Source organism: Enterobacter sp. WCHEn045836, from assembly GCF_003965585.1.
Taxonomy (GTDB): Bacteria; Pseudomonadota; Gammaproteobacteria; order Enterobacterales; family Enterobacteriaceae; genus Enterobacter; species Enterobacter dissolvens.
The window spans coordinates 370,405-387,673 of the sequence record NZ_RXPT01000002.1 but is presented as its reverse complement, the minus strand read 5'-3'; the positions used below and the strand labels follow the sequence as shown (position 1 = coordinate 387,673).

13 protein-coding genes are annotated in these 17,269 nt (G+C 51.1%); 1 reads left to right on the top strand and 12 read right to left on the bottom strand.

Going from position 1 to position 17,269, the window contains the following annotated elements; genetic code table 11:
* Window positions 1-49 precede the first annotated feature (49 nt).
* A complete protein-coding gene (locus tag EKN38_RS25700) occupies window positions 50-193 on the top strand; it encodes a hypothetical protein (protein WP_185812827.1) in 144 nt (47 codons plus the stop codon).
* Between the two features lie 129 nt (window positions 194-322).
* On the opposite strand, the gene EKN38_RS04260 is transcribed toward EKN38_RS25700, so the two are convergent.
* The 12 genes from EKN38_RS04260 to tssH all read right to left on the bottom strand — a co-directional run bounded on the left by EKN38_RS04260 (window position 323) and on the right by tssH (window position 17,145).
* Window positions 323-751, bottom strand: coding sequence for a DUF1240 domain-containing protein (locus tag EKN38_RS04260; RefSeq protein ID WP_126521730.1), 429 nt, complete (start codon window positions 749-751; stop codon window positions 323-325).
* Entirely contained in the window at window positions 751-2,031 is a 1,281-nt protein-coding gene (locus EKN38_RS04255) for a PAAR domain-containing protein (protein WP_126521728.1), read from the bottom strand. The genes EKN38_RS04260 and EKN38_RS04255 overlap by 1 nt, the downstream gene beginning before the upstream one ends.
* A gap of 30 nt (window positions 2,032-2,061) precedes the next feature.
* Window positions 2,062-3,663 carry a type VI secretion system protein TssA gene (gene tssA / locus EKN38_RS04250; protein WP_126521727.1) on the bottom strand — a complete coding sequence of 534 codons (1,602 nt, stop codon included), beginning with the start codon at window positions 3,661-3,663 and terminating at the stop codon, window positions 2,062-2,064.
* Window positions 3,663-7,145, bottom strand: a complete 3,483-nt coding sequence (locus tag EKN38_RS04245) for an ImcF-related family protein (protein ID WP_126521725.1) — start codon at window positions 7,143-7,145, stop codon at window positions 3,663-3,665. The genes tssA and EKN38_RS04245 overlap by 1 nt, the downstream gene beginning before the upstream one ends.
* A complete protein-coding gene (locus EKN38_RS04240) occupies window positions 7,142-8,350 on the bottom strand; it encodes a hypothetical protein (protein WP_126521723.1) in 1,209 nt (402 codons plus the stop codon). The genes EKN38_RS04245 and EKN38_RS04240 overlap by 4 nt, the downstream gene beginning before the upstream one ends.
* A gap of 238 nt (window positions 8,351-8,588) precedes the next feature.
* Entirely contained in the window at window positions 8,589-9,005 is a 417-nt protein-coding gene (locus EKN38_RS04235; RefSeq protein WP_126521721.1) for a hypothetical protein, read from the bottom strand.
* A 49-nt stretch (window positions 9,006-9,054) separates the two neighbouring features.
* Entirely contained in the window at window positions 9,055-9,264 is a 210-nt protein-coding gene (locus EKN38_RS26200) for a hypothetical protein (protein ID WP_409449466.1), read from the bottom strand.
* Complete coding sequence (locus EKN38_RS25695; protein ID WP_185812826.1) at window positions 9,186-9,521, bottom strand: hypothetical protein; 336 nt, start codon at window positions 9,519-9,521, stop codon at window positions 9,186-9,188. Before EKN38_RS25695 ends, EKN38_RS26200 begins: the two co-directional genes overlap by 79 nt.
* Before the next feature lie 57 nt (window positions 9,522-9,578).
* Window positions 9,579-10,052 (bottom strand): hypothetical protein, encoded by a 474-nt coding sequence (locus tag EKN38_RS04225; protein WP_126521719.1) that lies wholly within the window; start codon window positions 10,050-10,052, stop codon window positions 9,579-9,581.
* Window positions 10,053-10,055: 3 nt separating this feature from the next.
* The gene (locus tag EKN38_RS04220; protein ID WP_260480536.1) at window positions 10,056-12,131 is read right to left on the bottom strand and encodes a M23 family metallopeptidase; all 2,076 of its coding nucleotides are present in this window, start codon (window positions 12,129-12,131) and stop codon (window positions 10,056-10,058) included.
* 11 nt (window positions 12,132-12,142) lie between these two features.
* The gene (locus EKN38_RS04215; RefSeq protein ID WP_126521717.1) at window positions 12,143-14,494 is read right to left on the bottom strand and encodes a type VI secretion system Vgr family protein; all 2,352 of its coding nucleotides are present in this window, start codon (window positions 14,492-14,494) and stop codon (window positions 12,143-12,145) included.
* Window positions 14,491-17,145 carry a type VI secretion system ATPase TssH gene (tssH, locus tag EKN38_RS04210; RefSeq protein ID WP_126521715.1) on the bottom strand — a complete coding sequence of 885 codons (2,655 nt, stop codon included), beginning with the start codon at window positions 17,143-17,145 and terminating at the stop codon, window positions 14,491-14,493. Before tssH ends, EKN38_RS04215 begins: the two co-directional genes overlap by 4 nt.
* Between the last annotated feature and the right edge of the window lie 124 nt (window positions 17,146-17,269).

The following is a 17,269-nucleotide window of genomic DNA, read 5'->3' as shown; positions in this document are numbered from 1 at the left end:
TGTGTATTTTTCTTGAAAGATAAACATTCCCAGGACAGTTAACCCTAAGATGACAAACGTGGTTTTCAGTAATTTTTCACCTGATGCAATGGTTATCAGCTTCCCGGTAAAAAAAACAGGAAAAATCATCGCCAATAACGGTGAGAAAAAAAGAAAAATGCGGCAGCAAAAGTTACCCAAAAAGAGAAGTTAACGACATCGGGGTAAGAAAGGTATTCACGCAACTTAAAAATACCGAGATATGAAATCCCGATGGAAACCACCAGGAAAAACATCACCCCACAAAATGCGATGACTCGTTGTTTAAAAGGATACATTGTATTTACTTGTCACTTACATTGCACAAAGACGAATCACGGACATAACGAGTTGCCGTTCCAGGCATCCATCCTGACGGGATGCCACTACACCGAAGATATCCTTTTTTTACCAGAACTGTTGGGTAAAAAACTGAATACATAACCCCAACAATTACTAAAGCAATACAACCCCATTTTAAATATATCACATAGGCATCCATCGTTTTGAATGCATATTCTTTACCTTTTAATAAAAGCAAAATGAAATATATAAATGGAAAGATCATTACCACAGGTAAAGCGATAAAAGAAACTGACAACCACGAAAAAACGATGTTATCACCAAACGAAAAATACTCATTAAACGTATCGTTCCCAAGGTAAACACAAAGACTACACAACCCCAGTATGAGCAACATGGCTAAAATAGGCCGAACCTTTGTTTCAAACATCAATACAACCTCCGCTGGATACTCATTAAATCATTTCTGATATAACGTTGAATCTGCTCAACAACAACTTCTCTACCCTTTTTGAGCATACTCTCTGCGAACATTGCGCCAAGATCAATCAAGTCTCTTTCAGTATCTTTAATTTTTTCTCTGGCTTTATTCGCGAATTCCTGTTGCGCAGACTCGATGTAAGCAACAATTTTGTCTGTAAAACCGAATTTATCATCGAGAGCATTAAGAGTAATTGAGGCAACGGCACCGACAACCACAACAATAGCCAGGTTCGCAACTATCCATGGTGTAACCAAAACCAATCCAACACCCCATACTATCGCTGAACCAATTCCAATCTTCACCATATCTGTTGCGAGACTACCAATAAACTCGGCCAGAGATGTCTCGTCATTCATCAAGAAATCAACAGTTCGATAAGCTGCAGCCACATAAAATGTTAATCTGGCACCTTCAATAATTGTTTTGGCAAGCCCATACTTACCGATTCCTATATCTACGATCTGAGGGTTTTTTGCAGCAAAAACTGGTGCATTCAGAATCTTGCGAATCCCCGGATATCCACTTATCTTTATCAGTTCAGTACCCTTATGATTGACATACACTGTAGCCTTTATGCCAAAGCTTCCAAGTTGGCTAACAAGCATTGATGTCGTAACAACATCTTTTATATTTAAACCATAATTGATGACGATTTGTGCTGGTTCATTTTGGGTAATATCAACCCATCCATGTTTCCAAGCTCCCCAGGATGATAGTATTTCAAACACTTCTGGAAGTGTAAGTAGCATCAGATCTTGGTTATTTTGCCTCATTAGTGATCTTAACTTTTCATCAGGGAAATCATGTGTATTTATTAGCACAGGATAATCAGGCACAAACCCTGTCGGCTTTTGCTCACCGGTCAGATAACCTGGCAATTCAGGAGAAGCCTGCGTCGGAGCCGCTGTAAAGCCTGCTGCCGATTCTCCAGAGGAAGATCCACTGCTCTTCTCGTACGTATCATCCATCATTGATGGAATAAACTTCGCCTTGCAGGGGCAGGTACTGTAGCTGTCGAGGGTTCCGGCCATTCGCCGGTCATGAATGGTATCGTTGTCGATGCCACCGGCTATCTTGAATAGCCCGGCATGTTTACCACATGTCACACTGTCCTGTTCCCGGGCTGCAGGTTTATCAAACAGAGTGTGATCCTCTGCGCCCGTGGTGATTTTCCCGCCGCAGGTCGTCTTGTCGCCCTGCACCAGGTAAAAGCCTTCTGCTGCCATATTTTCCCCTTTAGCTGAATTCTGTCCGGGTTATCCGCAAAGCACTGCACTGCTGGCCGGATCGAGCGCAATCAGACCGGACAGAAGCAAATCCATCTCGGGCTGAAGTCGTGATTTATCGGTTTCACTGCGCGTGGCTTTCATGCGCAGCAGTCTGAGGCGACGTGATTTCACTTCAAACAACAGTGCAGGAGTCCACTGTGTGAGGGTGATTGACTGTGCCGCACCATCGAGCTCACCCAGCAAATGCAGCGCCAGTTCATTCTTACCTTTCTGCTCGGCCACACGGGCCATCAGCAAACGCAGCAGCCATTTGTCTTTCGCGGAATCCGCACCCGGGCGCGTCTGGAGCCAGTGGAGTGTGGCGTCCAGACCGTCAGTGTCCGCTTTCTCCAGCGCTTCCGGCTCAAGAGCCAGAATATCGTTATTATCCCCACTGTCGGCACTGACTGGCTCATCCCGCCAGCCGGACATCTCGTCCAGCACGCTCTGGTTTATCCAGTTCAGCGTAACCTCATCGGCAAACGGCGTACCGTCATTAAAGGCCAGGGTTTCAAGCCCGGTAAGGCGACGCAGCAGCCCTTTCAGGTCGGCGGCGATGATATCAGCCAGCACATCCTGTCCCGATTTCATCAGGGCCTGGTGGATATACCACTGCAAATCCAGCCAGAGGTGATTGGCGCCACGCGAGAAGGTGCTGTCCGCCTGCTCCAGTATCTCCAGCCAGCTCTGCTGCAGATACAGGCGTTTGAGCATGGCCCGCTGATCAGCGCGCGGCGGTTCGATGCGCGTTTTCCCCTCGGCATCCGGTGCCGGAATAGCACTCAGTGTGTCATGACGCAGGCTTTTCATCAGCCGGTGTGCGGCAAGCCAGCCATCGGGTTGATCACGCAAATATCCTGTCAGTGTACGGGCCTGGGCCAGCAAATCCTGACCGGAGGTAATGCGACTCAAAACTGGCGCGTCAGGCTCCGTCATGTGCGTGGAGGTCTGTGACTGTGCCTTGTTACCGGCGTTCTGTGGCACCACAGCATCCACACCACCGGCTTTCATCAGGCGAGATTCCAGCGCGCTGTACAAAGCATTCAGCTCTGGGCGTGACGCTTCCGGCTCAGTCTCCTGACTGTCGCGAATAAGCAGCAGCGCACCGGCAGTGCGCAGTGCATCGTCGCGTACCACTTCCGGCCAGAGTGACAGGCTGTCCAGCACACGGGAGCCTGCGAGCCACTCCAGCGCCGGTTTACGGCTCCGCTCACGCTGAGGATGAAGCTGCGTTCCATAGCGCTGTAGCAATCCCGCCAGCAGTTCAAGCCCTTCGGCAAATCCGGTTTCCCCGTCCTGATGCAAACGCGCCCAGCAGTAGTAGGTGGCGATCCGGATATCTTTGGCAGTGCTGGTCAGCAGTTTTTCGGCAAGCGTGCAAATCAGCCCGGTATCGATGCCGGAAAGCTTATTGACCTCCTCCCGGATACGCTGAAAATCGTCGTCATAGCCAGGGTCTTCTCCGGCAGGACTGGTGTCACTTACCGGAGCAAGCCAGGCCTGCCAGTTTTCCGTGCGTGTCTGCGCCTGTTGCCGCACCTGCGTGTCGTCAGCCTGACAGGCCAAAACCAGATTCTGCAGTGTGCTCATTATTCGACTCCATCCATGTCACTTTTTCCGGCGCTGGCCATCAGCGCCTGAGCCGTGGCTGCGCTGTCGACATTGAATATCTGATCCGGCAGCGTGAAACCGCGCAGATCCAGCAGCGCCAGCGGACCTTTTCCGAGTTGTGAGCGCAATACCCACTGCAGGGTGCGACCGTCCGGGGCAGTGAAGCTCATCATCCACTGGCTGCGGTCAAGCTGCTGGCGCTTGCCCTGGTCCAGCCAGCGAATAAAGCCCCAGGTCCCGCTGTAATCCCCGAACAGGCGCGCACCGGCGTTGACTGTAGTCCAGGTCAGCATCGTCCCCGGCTTGTAAGTCTCTCCCGGCCAGCGGAAGCTCTGCCAGTCAGCCATCTGATTGAAGTAGTGCAACGGCTGGCCATCAATGGTCAGCTGTGTTTCGACAACCTGCGGCACAGGGCGCGCCTGCAGCTCAAAGCTGATGCCCTGGCTTCCGTCGGTGAACAGAATGTCCGACAGCTGGCTCAGTTGATTAATCGCCCGCAGGAAAGCCGGGTTAAAACTCAGCCCCTGGCTGTTGACCTTATCCGGTACCCACTGGCTGCCCTCTTTGTGCAGCACCCCGCTAAGCTCAGTCGTCAGGAAGCGTTCAATACGTCCGCTGTCGTTGCGCAAAAACTCGGCCAGCATTGGCAGGGAGGCATCATTTTTACTCGCCGCAAACGGGAAACGTCCGTCAAAGGCGGTGTGCCAGTTCGCCACAACCGACCGGCTCCATTTGTCATTCAGACTCGCCGCCGAAGGCTGAAGCACCGTCTCCCAGGCCTGGGTCAGTGGCTGCACAAACATCGTGCTGCCAAAACCGCTCCACTCTTCGCCAAGGCTTGCCGAAATCAGACTGCCGTACTGTTGGGTGTCGGTCAGATCCACACTTTTGCCCTGGAATACGGTCTGCGCCAGGGTCTGCATCATCTCCTGCGGATCAGAAGCACTGGCTACCTGTTGCAGACGCAGACGCACGCGGGTGATGCGGGTCAGGTAGGTCTGCAGGCTCAGGGAATTGTCAGCCGACATGACGTTGCTGCCTTTATTTTTCCCCATCAGCGTCAGCAGTGGACCAAAGGTTTCATCGAGCGGTCCCTGCGGCCCTGACGCAGACTGGTCAATCGCAGGTTTGTCTTTCCCGCCTACGAGATCTTTAGCCGATTTGATGATGGAATCCGAAAGGCCTTCGCTTTGCTGGCCGGTCTGCCCCTGCCAGGCGAGGGTATTCATCAGGGCAATCAGTGGCGACTGACGGACATCACTCATCAGCGTCAGCTGGTCAGTCACATCAGCAATGTTGTTTGCCGGATTCCAGTGCAGGCTGTTGAGGAAGCTCAGCCAGCTGCCGGCAAAGTCGGTGAAGTAACGTTGCGTCAGACGTGCTTTCAGGGCTTCCGGCGACAGGTCTGAGGAAACAGCTTTCCGGCTGTCGCTCAGCACCCAGTCAATTTCATCCCGGCGGGAATTTGCGGCCTTTTCGATAGCCTGCTGAATGCCCCCTTCCCACGCCTGGCGGGTAAACATGCCGGGCACCACTTCCTCGGTGGTGAACAGTCGCCGCGCATCGGTACCGCCGGTCATGTCTTCCAGAGACACATCGGCGAAGTTACGACGCACGGATTTGAGCATGTTCTCATACAGAGTGCTTTCAGCATTACGCCGCCCGATTTGCTGCAACAACACCTGACGGCTCTGGCTCACCAGCTGCGCATCCGGCGTGATTTTCCACTGTGGCTGTTTTGGCAGTTCGGAAATGTAGAAGGCCCACAAATCCGGTGACATGCTTTGCCACAGGCCGGTTGAAATGCCCATCCGCGTCGGCTGCACGGCTTTCATGGTCTGAGCGTAATACACACCATCGGCTTCATCCGGACGGGCCATCATCAGCCAGGCCTTCAGCTGGTCATAGCCCGGCTTCGCCAGCTGTGCACGCTGGTCGCTGCCGGGAGCGGAGCCTGCCAGCTCGCTGAGCTTCTGCGTCAGGGCGGCATTTGCCGGGTCGCGGATCAGGCGGTTGTTCGCCACGCCGTACCAGGGCAGCATCGCGTCGAGCAGTTGCTGATTATGGTCCAGACCGAAGCGCTGATACCATGGCGCGCCTTCCTGAATTCGGTGCTGCAGGCGGCCGGCGTCATTACGCAGCGTATGCAGAGCCGTCAGCTGATAATCCGATACGGAGGGATGCTCCACCAGAGCATGCGCCTGCTGCGCCACAGAGACAATCTGCAGGCGGTTGACCGCAAACGACAGCAGCGTCCCCGCCCCCCAGACACCGATAATGGCCATCAGCGTCCAGGCCAGCGTCTGTTCCCACGCCATACCGACACGGCGGCCACGCACGCGGGTACAGTCATCCACAATGCCCTGCCAGGTTATCGGCAGGGTCAGCGCATGGCGTTGTGATTCCGGGATATATTTCTCAGTGTCGGCAGGTGAAGCACCGGCTGTTTCTCCTGCGGTAGCGGCGGGTTTATTCTCCGGCAGGCTGAACATCAGGCCTCGCAGCGGAACGCGCTGCTGAGAGGCAGCCAGCCATGGCACCAGTTGCTGAGCCCAGCGGGCGATGCCGCCGTCTTTAAGGTGCTGGCCCAGGCGCAGCAGGAAGTCGTGGCCATTGTTCTCAGCGACTTGACTCACGCCCTGCGTTCGCAGGGCCGGCAGCATCAGCTCAAGCTGGCGGGTAATATCGTCGGGCTTAGCACGCAGTGGGAAACTGGCCCCGACCGGCTGCTCAGTACGTTTTGCCTGCGACCAGGTGCTGTCGCACAGCTGCCACAGCCAGACCGGGGCGGAATAACGGAGCAGTTCGCTGATTTTTTCCAGTCCGCGTAAATCGTTGTCACTGATTTGTGGGGTCAGATTAAGCGACTGCGGCATGACGCGGACAATACCGTCCAGTGGACGCCCGCGACGCAGTTTACGCAGCGCGGCGTATTTTTCCTTATCGGGCTCAGCAGTCAGACTGCCGCCATAAATCAGAACGGTACGGTTACCTTCAAGCCACTGGTTTTCCTGCAGGCCAGGTACCAGCAGTTCGATTGCCGCCTCATCGCCAGTGATTAACAGCAGACGGGTTTTACGACGCCAGTAAAGGCCAATACGGGAGCGGAGATGTCCCCGGATCTTGTTACACATGACCACCGCAGGGTGAACAGGCGCTTTATCATTTTCCCGCTTCTTTTTCTCATCATCACCGTTGGTGTTGTCGACAAGCGAATTAAACTCCTGTTTGCCGGCATTGCATACCGCCGCCAGAAGCACTACGGATACGATAAGGGCGCAGCCTGAAATACATCCGCCGGCAATAAGCCAGTAAATTTGCTGCTGACTTCCGTCTTCAATCCCGGCTATATCCGGATGCTTCCAGACCATGAAAGTCATAACGGCTAACAGCAAAAAGAAAATCAATGCGACAGCAAGATAGCGGCCTTCCGTAGTCTTCGGTGCTAAAGGTAGCTTCACGGATCCATCTCCTGTCGGGAAGCAATCGGGGTAATGAGCGTGCTCCACAGCACATTCTGTGTGGTATCACCGCAAATAATCATCTGTGGTAACTGAGTTTGTCGGGCGATTTCGGTGGCGGCAGCGATAGCCAGCCAGGGGGCCGCGGCACCGGCATGTCCCATAGATGTATCGAGCGAAATGACGGCCTCGTCCTCTACAGACTGCGCAGGGTGCACATTCTGGCACTCAATAACTTCTGCACGCTGCTCACCTGTCAGCCCGGCAAGCCATAAATTTTTGACGATGCTTTCTTTGAGAGGGACGTTATAGGCGGCCATGTTCATCCCCTCCCTCAGCTCACCGGTTGGAGCAGCATCTGGTCGGTGCAGCAGCGCGAGAGGTTCGAGTGTTTCCTGGGTCAGGCGATTACCAAGAAGCAGAGCAACGGCAGCTTCAGCAGTATTGTTTGAAACAACCGGATCAATCTGGAGGCCAACAATCAATAACATCGCATCATCTTTAATGCGGTGATCCAGCCAGTGGTTGACTACCCCCGGCCCATTGCTGTCTGTGTATTCAAGCGAGCAGGCTATGCCACTCTCCTGCCAGGCTTCCTGCCAGATATCTCTGATAGCAGGGAATGACAGAGATGACGAGACATCGAGGATGACAACAAGCGAAGCGGTCTCCGGAAACTGGTGAACTGGAAGTTCAGCAATCAGCTCTGAAAACAGGCGTGAGATAACCAATCCAGGAGTATCTTCCGGTTCTGTCAGGATACGGCTCAGCCTCCGGCTTTCTTCGCCATTCCAGTCCGACTGCGAAATGATAATGCTGTGGTTATTGAGCATTTCAACTGCAACAGAAACTTGTTCATTTGCCAGATGGGCCGTAATAAATGTCGTATTCAACACCTGAAGCGCACGACGTGCCCTACGGGTCTCACCTAAGATCCATTGCTCCCGACGTCGGTCAAAACCATTCGCTTTACTGTCTTGTAATGACCACGCCCACATGCGAATAATGAAACTAACAGTCCATATAACGACGGGTGTGCCTATGGCAATTAACCAAAAGTGCCGGGTATCAATGTAGCGTCCGAATATGCGCATGAGGATCACGCTAATGACCAACATTGCTGCCAGGACGGCAAACCAGCGCGATACTTTTGGATGATCTGGACGTGGATAACAATCAGGAAGATGTTTAAGGGAATACAACATTAATTATCTCGATATGAAAATACCACAAACGAATTTTTTGATTATGAGTAATGCTCATCGCAATAAAAATCAGTCAATAATGAGTTGCCAAAGCGTCTACTCAGTAGAAACCTTGGACAAAACCCTTTTAGGGAAGTGGTTCAGGCATTCAGGGCTTACAGTTACATTAAAATGGCTAACGTGACCTATATTACTAATATACATAGCACTTACATCAGGCGATCCATCTTTAGCAAAATCACGATAACCCCCCCCCTCCAACCCCGCGATTAGATTTACTTAAATATATAACTTCGTCAGTTTGGTTGCCATTTTCCATACTATATATGGTCAAGGAATCTAATTTTAAAAGGGCGCCATTAAAAATATATGCATGCCCATCGATAGCTAACCTGTCGTCACCCCAAGAATAATTTGCTTCACTGGCACTTGTTACAAGGAGGTAAGAATTATCTTCACTCGCTTTAGCACTCATGCTTTGATAAACATCAGAAATAGCATCAATGGGAATCACAGCACACATTGATACAGATTCTTTGTCAGCGTTATCATTAGCAAGGCAATAAGTTGCCGGCAAAATAATCAATAGACCACACGAAATCGAGTTTGATATCGACCTGCTAAATGTGAAAGAATAATTGATTGTCCATTTCATGATTCACCCCTTCCAGTTAACAGTAATCACCGACCCTCAGCCATCTATACTAATATTTAATTTCCTCAAGCGTTTTGAGTCGAATATAGCATGATTTGTGGGTATTGCCGTCATAAATAACATTAACCATACTATCCCTCTCAACTCTGATATTGACAAACTCATCCCCGCATGATGGCTTTATCTCTTTGAATTGTTTATCACCAGGGAAAAAGACAAATAACCTATATATTTTATAAGTTCCCATCCCCTCATCCATGTGCCAAATACTAAAATCCCTATAACCATCATGGTTGTAATCTTCAAATGATATGTGGTTTTTTTATCAGATGAAACATCAATTCTTTCTATATTAACCTGTTTACCTGCATCTAAAACGGATACTAACAACGAATCATTATCAACCAGCAAAATCTCTGCAGAAAGCTTTTTTCCATTATTAACATCTAAAATGCAATTATCACATCCAATTGCAATCTTTGTAAAAATGCACAGGAAGAAAAAAATATATTTCATGATAGTATCATTAGGGATATTGAGTAATTATCCAGCAGGGCTTAGACGGGCTGTGGCTTAAGGATATCTATTAAATTCCCAAGAGCTATTTTTCTTGCACGTTTCAAAGTTATTATCATCCGTAGGATCAAATTCTGACCCAACTGGCTTCAAATTTCCATTTGCAAGATTTAAAAACAACCCCTGATTGGTTCCGATATAAGCGAGATCCTTTCCTTTTATAAAATCAATGCTAAAAACACCTTCACTCACACTCTTTTCAATTTTTTTATATCTGTGATCCAAATCTACAAGAATCACATTTGTATCCTGAGGATTGCCCTCATTAATTATTTTCGGCTTACCCCAGAGAATTATTTTATCACCGCTACATTTAACACTATAGCCATTGATAACAGTATCAAACTTAAGAGTCTTTGTATGATTGTTAATGTCAACGGTTATTGAGTCAGTACCATTTAATGTAACTCCTGATGCATATGCATTAAATGAAATAAAAAATCCGGCAATTGTTGAAATAATAAGATTCATTAGTTAGTCCATCAAAATATGAGAGATTCTAGTGGTTTCTTTCCAACGACGTTCTTCGTCAGTATACGCACCATTAATAGCTTTGGTTACAACCTTGGAGTGTTCATGTGAAACATCAAACTCCACAATTTTCGCATTTATTGGACGAAAACCAGCGGTACGAGCACCGGCAATCCAGTACCACGCCCCAGCGTCAATACAGTTGTATGGGGAAATGGATAGAAGCTGTGGGTCGTCAATAGCAGGAGCTTTGCTCAAATTAACAGGTCTCCACCATCCATTTATAAATCCTTCATAGTTCATAGGGTATTTCTCTAAGTCAATCCATCCCCTATAACCCCAGTATTTACTATAATTTTCGCGGCCTGTAAGCTGTTTCATCCCCCGACCTCTAAATTTCGGACCATCTCCTGGCTCAATATTTCCAAGTCGTCCATTAAGATAATCAAGATAGCCTCCAGGCGGAGGGTTATAGTACCCATTTATCTCAGAAGCAAAACTTGAATGAGTAGGATTTCGTGAAAAACTTGCTGCCCCTTCAATCATTAGCGATAACATCCCTGACTCAATTGCACCCTGCCCAAAAAAATGTGATTTTCTTGTCGGTGTGGTAATGAAGTATTTTTCAAGGCAACGGTTGATGATCTCTCTATATTTTTCTCTAACCTCCTTTGGAGACGTGCCTATCTTTTGCAACGCCTTAAGAGGGTAGAGGTTATCTGGATAGACCTTTTCTAATTCTTCTGCTGAAAGCCAATTACATTTCCGAAATAATGTAATAAACGCTCTGGGGTCAAAATGCCATACCCTGTTTTTAGGGACATCACCACTTATGCACAGAGCTCGAGCATGATCTAGTAATTTAACCCAAGAGTCGTTATCTAATGGAGGATCAACAGTTTCATTTTTCTCCTGCAACCATCCAAGTCGCTGCTCTAGCGTATTTTGATCCCATTCAAAGGGGAATCGACAAATTAATCGGCTTCTGCATTCATTTTTTGAATTTAGTACAATGTTTGAATTGCACTGGCTATCCATATCTGAATCATCTGTTACTAAAATCCAGCCCAGCCAATGGGGGAAATCCGCATCGCTATATTTTTTTACCGAATCTGATGCGACATTTATGAAACCGCACCCACCAGGATAATTCACCTTCAGCCAGTAGTTATTGCTTTTATCGGACAAAGGCTTACTTTCAGAATTTATAACACGGCCAAACCTGAGTAATTCATAGCCTGATGAAATGGAATCTGGATGCCCTTTAAGGGCATATTCATACATATTGTTTTCATTCAAACCGCTGGTATCATTAATAGGCTCGCCAACGATATCAAACTGCCCATCTTCTTTAGCATTCTGCCTAGTGGTTATTACACGCATCTCTCCTTTAGTTTCGATAGTTACAAATAGCTCAGAACTATTAGTGTATATTGGTGTACTTTCGTCAACGACAGTAACACCATCTATGCTTTTGCCATTATAAAAAGAGGTGCCTGACGGAATGTAGAAATGAATATCACCAAAACATACATCAACCCTTCCATTTTTTGATGTATCAAGGTGCGGTTGTGATCTTCCAGTGATTTTTTCTATATACTGGTCTTCACAGTATATTTGCACGTGTGTAGCATTCACGCCATCGACCATGCCGGTTGTGCCTAATGAATCTTTTCTTCCGACCACTCCCCCAACAGAAAGTGTATTCGATATGAAATTCAAATGCATATACATTGAAAAAAACGTGATTTTACCGTTTTCCCCAGAACCGATTTCAGTTTCATGTTTTATAACAATACAACCATTATCCGTATAACCATTATAATTCAAAGGTTCTTTCTTTGTTTTTTCTTTTTCGGCAGGCTCTCTAATGAACACTATAGTCCCATCAGCTATCGCACGTAACATTTCTGGAGGATGACTCGAATCATTATGTTTTATATGTACGCCGCCGTGCCATGATTCTTTCCCATTAATCGGAAACCCACGACTAACATCAACGGGCATCATTTTGCCCACCCATCCTTCATCACTTTCATTTTTGGAATGAGGCCTTAAATATGGAGGACTAATAATCATGTTTAAATCCTTTATGAAAATGTAAACTTGCCAGATGGAGTATTTTGCTCTGGAGTTAATGCAGGCACAGCTTCTTTATTATTGGCTTTATCCTTTCGTCCATAATGCCCTGCTTTTGTTCTGTACTCACCCAACGTGGCTGATTCAATAGCATTACCATCTAAAGTGATGTAGCTTCCTCCACCATTCAGGGTCAGCTTCTTCTTCGCGATGATTTTGATTTCATCTTCAGTACTGACGATACTAATTTCCTTACGAGCAAGCAGAGCCATCAGGTCGTTCTGCGCCTGTACCTGCACCGGCCCCTGGTTCGCGATGAGCTTGATCCCCAGCTTACGAACAAACACGCTCAGGGCATTACCTACCCCGACGAACAGATTTTTCACCACGCTGACGTCGGCATTTTTACCGGCCGTAGCTATCAGGTTCTGCCCGGCTGATACCTGCAGATGTTGTCCGCTGGTCAGCGCCATTCCATCCGGTGCACTGAGCAGCAGCACTGATTTTTTGAGGTCTGTCAGCTGCTGTTCCAGCAGTTTGATTTGCGCCTGGAGATCGGCCGGGTTCGCGGTTGCCTTCTGCGCATCATCCGAGATAGACGTCATCTGCTCCCGGGCATCACCCAGATTGCTGACCGCTGGCTGCATCTCCAGCACCTGACCCTGTGCTTTCGTCTGGCCATCAGCGCTGATGAACATCCCTTTCTGTGCCCGGATGGCTCCCCAGCTGTCGGTTCTGAGCTCAAAACCCTCACCGCGCTTCTGCTTCTCAGCATCCACTAAATGTCCGAGATTCAGCTGACTCTTGCCGCCGTACTCCGTGGAGACCTTGATATGCTCCTGGTCGCGGCTGTCATCAAGGCGGATTTTGTTGTTCGCCGGGGTGCGCAAGACGTTACGTTTGTAGTTTCGGATAGTGACATGGTCACCGTGCGCCGAGTCGTGAAGTACGCCAGAAATGTACGGTCTGTCCGGGTTACCGTCCTCGAAACCAATCGCCACTTCGGTGCCTGCCAGCAGCGGCAGATGCAGACCGTAGGTGTCACCGGCATACGGACGGGACTGGCGCACCCACAGGCTCTCGAACCCGGTTTCCCAGTTATCACGGTCAAACAGCATGTTGACGCGATAGCGGCCGTCTTTATCGATGTGGCCGTAGGTGTCGTTCTCGGTGGTGCTCGTGACGCGTGCCGGCAATGTGCCGGCCATCACCGGACGTGAGCCAGGCTCAGGACGGAAACTAAAATCAGTGCTGTCCGGGATGCCGTCGAAGTTGACGCCAAAGTCTTCATCCCGTCTCGCATGGCTGTGCATCGCCGTGACGACCACGCCCTGAGCAAACACATCTGCCACTTCGTACCCACCGGTGACTTTCATTACCTGACCCGGAGAGAGGGTCGGGCAGCTGGTGATGGCGCGGGTCTGCGTCTGGCCATTCAGATAACGCTCATGACGAATGCGGGCAAAAAAGGCCCCGGACTCCGGGGCCGGATTGCGGTCATAGGTACTACCCGGTGTCAGATAGTTATCCGCATAGTGATAGGCATCACCGTAGGTGGTGGCATCCCCGCGGGTCGCATCGACCTGGGTGTTCATGTCATCCGTGGCCTGGCGGTAGTTGTAATCACGGGTGCTGACCTGCTTTTGCACCACGTTATGATGGCTCTCCATGCCCCATACCGAGTCCACACCGTCCGAATGCTGTCCTGATGGCGGAACAGAGGGCAGCGTCAGGCCTTTTTCATACCCCTCCTGACCGTCGTAAAACTCCACCACGTCGATGTTCAGGCGCGTATCAGTGGTAAAGCGGAACCAGATACCGACCTCACCCAGCAGGCGGGTAATAAAGTGCAGGTCATCCTCGCCGTACTGCATCACCTGTTCACGACGCGGGTACTCTTTTGAGAGTGAGAACAGAAAATCCTGACCGCGCATGTTGTGACGCTCGCGCAGAATTTTTTCAACGATTTGTGGGACCGACATGTCCTGATAAATGGCGTTCTGGTGCGAACGATCGAGCAGCGCCAGGCGTGGCTGCAGCGTCAGGGCATAATGGGTTTCATCTTTTGAGGTGTTGAGACGTTCAAAGCCGCTCACCACTCCCTGAAGAGTTCGCGCGGCCTGCTGCATTTTGATGCCGTAACCCTGGTCCACCGGGGCCTGCAGCGTCAGGGAGGCTGCTTTCACCAGCATCATTTCTTTGCTGATGGCATGGTCAGCGCTTGTGAATTCAATACGGTAACTGAACGGCGTGCTCAGAGCTTCATCGCCTTCAAACGCCAGTACATCGAGCTCTGCGTCACATCCCTTCACTGACAACTGGTGATGGTTGTGGCTGAATCTGATCGGGGGATTGTTGCTCATGCGTGCACTCCTTGTGTACGGTCAAACTCCAGCCCGATACCCTCTTCCTCACTCCAGCTAAGGCATAGCGACTGTGGTTTCTGTTTCACAGCCATGTGGGTCAGCAGCTGTTGACTCAGCACCGGCAGAATTTGTTGATTGAGCAGACTGTCGACGTTACGTGCACCGGTGTCCGGCAGCAGGCAGGCGACAGTCAGCGCGTCATACAGGTTTTCATCAATGTGCGTGCTCAGGCCGTAGTGGCGATGTAAGCGCTTGCTGACCTGCGCGAGTTTCATCTCCACGATGGTACGCATGGCTGCTTCTGCCAGTGGGCGGTAAATTACGGTCTGGAAGCGGGCCAGCAGCGCCGGCTGGAAGTGGTCACGCAATATCGGACGCAGCAGTTCGTGCAGATCTGCCTCGGTGGCTTCCGGCTGCTCATCAAGCAACTGCATCAGGTGGTCGCTGCCGAGGTTCGAGGTCATCAGAATAACGGTGTTACGGAAGTCAATTTCACGCCCTTCGCCGTCGCGCATAAAGCCGCGGTCAAAGACCTGATAGAACAGGTTCATCACGTCGCGGTGAGCTTTCTCCACTTCATCCAGCAGCACCACGCTGTACGGGCGCTTGCGCACGGCTTCGGTGAGAATACCGCCCTGACCGTAGCCGACGTAGCCCGGCGGGGAACCTTTGAGCTGGGAAACAGTGTGCGGCTCCTGGTACTCGGACAGGTTGATGGTAATCAGCGATTTTTCACCGCCATACAGCACGTCCGCCAGCGCCAGTGCGGTTTCGGTCTTACCGACGCCGCTCGGGCCGACCAGCAGGAACACACCCTGCGGGCCGTTCTCGGACGTCAGCCCGGTTTTGGCCGCGCGCAGGCGCTGGGCGATAGCCTCAAGAGAAACATCCTGACCGACGACACGCTGGCCGATTTCATTTTCCAGGGTCAGCAGTTCGGTCTGTTCGTCTTTCATCAGGGAAGAGAGCGGCACGCCGGTCCAGTCGGCAATCACGTTGGCAACCGTGCGGGTGTCCACATCCACCTGAACCAGCACGTCGCCCTGTTGTGCCTGTTCGAGCTGCTGCTGCAGGTCGGAAATCTCCGCCTGCTGGCTGATGTCCTGGCGGCTGGTCATCAGCTGCTGCGCCAGCGCCTTTTCAGTGCTGAAACGCGATTCCTGCTCCGCAATACGCGCTTCCAGTTCAGTCCGCTGCTGCTCAATGGCACCCAGGCAGTCACCATGGCGGTTGCTGCCGGCGGCGATATCTTCCAGCAGTGCCTGTTCTTCCAGTTCCAGCGCGGTCAATTGTGCTTTCAGGCGCACAATCTGTTCCGGCACGGTATCAAGGCTCATGCGCACACGTGCCGCGGCGGTATCCAGCAGGTCAACGGCCTTGTCCGGCAGCTGGCGTCCGGTCAGATAGCGGCGGGACAGCGTGACGGCAGCACGTACCGCATCATCGGTGATATGGACGTTGTGGTGTTCGGCATAGCGGGATTTGAGGCCACGCAGCATCAGACACGCGGTGTCGTCGTCCGGCTCGTCGACCTTCACCATCTGGAAGCGACGTTCCAGCGCGGCATCGCGCTCGAAGTACTGTTTGTACTCGCTCCAGGTGGTCGCGGCGATGGTACGCAGTTCGCCGCGCGCCAGTGCCGGTTTCAGCAGATTGGCCGCATCTGCGCCACCTGCCTGGTTACCTGCACCGATAATGGTGTGGGCTTCGTCGATAAACAGCAAAATCGGGGTGGGCGACTGCTGTACAGCATCGATGACGTTTTTCAGGCGCTGTTCAAATTCACCCTTAACCCCTGCACCCGCCTGCAGCAGGCCGAGGTCAAGGATACGCAGGATGACTGGCTTGAGCGATTCAGGCACGTTGCCCTCTGCAATACGCAGCGCCAGACCTTCGACCAGCGCAGTTTTACCGACGCCCGGTTCACCGACCAGAATTGGGTTGTTCTTGCGACGGCGCGAGAGAATGTCCACCATCTGACGAATTTCAGTATCACGACCAAAGACCGGATCGATTTTGCCTTCTCTGGCTTTGGCGGTGACATCGAGCGTGAATTTATCCAGCGCATTCTGCAGGGCCGGGGTCAGTTCCCCCTCTTTCAGTTCTGCACCCACCGGACGGCCAACAAACTCCACGTCACTGCCATGCTCCTGGGCCAGTTCAGCCTCAAACTGCAGCTCCGGGCGTTCATCAGATTGTGCATTCAGCAGCGGACGCAGGCGGGAGAGTTGGCTCATCCCGAGCGTCAGCAGTGGCCACAGACCGTCGCAGTGAGCAAGTCGTGGGTTTTCCGTCAGCGCCATCAGCAGGTGTACACTGCGGATATTTTCCTCTCCGGCAAGTGAGGCCTGCATCCAGGCTTCCTGCATCAGTTTCTGAATATCTGCGGACAGCTGCGGGCGGCGGCGTACCGAACGCGGTTGATTATCCAGCCAGCCGAGCAAATCCTGCCACAGTGCATCCATATCCCACTCGTAGCGGCGTGCCAGCACTGTCAGGTCACCTTCCCCCTGTTCGAGCAGCTTCAGCAGCCAGTGCTCCGGCAAAATTTCCGCATGGGCACGGGTCTGGCAGAGCGAAGCCGCCCCTTCCATCGCACGGGCACAGTAAGGGTTCAGACGTCGCAACAGGATGGCTGGATTTTCCATGAATCTCTCTCTTTGTCGGTTCCTGGACACGCTACCGCCCATCGCTGTTTCCCGTGAAGGGGACCAAAGCGCATACGGTCGGGCTGGCAGTTTGTGGGTTTCTTTGCTGAAAGCCCGTTTCATA

Excerpts from the sequence above, each read along its gene's own strand:
- EKN38_RS25700 (WP_185812827.1), top strand. The coding sequence starts at position 50 with ATGACAAACGTGGTTTTCAGTAATTTTTCACCTGATGCAATGGTTATC.
- EKN38_RS04260 (WP_126521730.1), bottom strand. The coding sequence starts at position 751 with ATGTTTGAAACAAAGGTTCGGCCTATTTTAGCCATGTTGCTCATACTG.
- EKN38_RS04255 (WP_126521728.1), bottom strand. The coding sequence starts at position 2,031 with ATGGCAGCAGAAGGCTTTTACCTGGTGCAGGGCGACAAGACGACCTGC.
- tssA (WP_126521727.1), bottom strand. The coding sequence starts at position 3,663 with ATGAGCACACTGCAGAATCTGGTTTTGGCCTGTCAGGCTGACGACACG.
- EKN38_RS04240 (WP_126521723.1), bottom strand. The coding sequence starts at position 8,350 with ATGTTGTATTCCCTTAAACATCTTCCTGATTGTTATCCACGTCCAGAT.
- EKN38_RS04235 (WP_126521721.1), bottom strand. The coding sequence starts at position 9,005 with ATGAAATGGACAATCAATTATTCTTTCACATTTAGCAGGTCGATATCA.
- EKN38_RS26200 (WP_409449466.1), bottom strand. The coding sequence starts at position 9,264 with ATGGATGAGGGGATGGGAACTTATAAAATATATAGGTTATTTGTCTTT.
- EKN38_RS25695 (WP_185812826.1), bottom strand. The coding sequence starts at position 9,521 with ATGAAATATATTTTTTTCTTCCTGTGCATTTTTACAAAGATTGCAATT.
- EKN38_RS04225 (WP_126521719.1), bottom strand. The coding sequence starts at position 10,052 with ATGAATCTTATTATTTCAACAATTGCCGGATTTTTTATTTCATTTAAT.
- EKN38_RS04220 (WP_260480536.1), bottom strand. The coding sequence starts at position 12,131 with ATGATTATTAGTCCTCCATATTTAAGGCCTCATTCCAAAAATGAAAGT.
- EKN38_RS04215 (WP_126521717.1), bottom strand. The coding sequence starts at position 14,494 with ATGAGCAACAATCCCCCGATCAGATTCAGCCACAACCATCACCAGTTG.
- tssH (WP_126521715.1), bottom strand. The coding sequence starts at position 17,145 with ATGGAAAATCCAGCCATCCTGTTGCGACGTCTGAACCCTTACTGTGCC.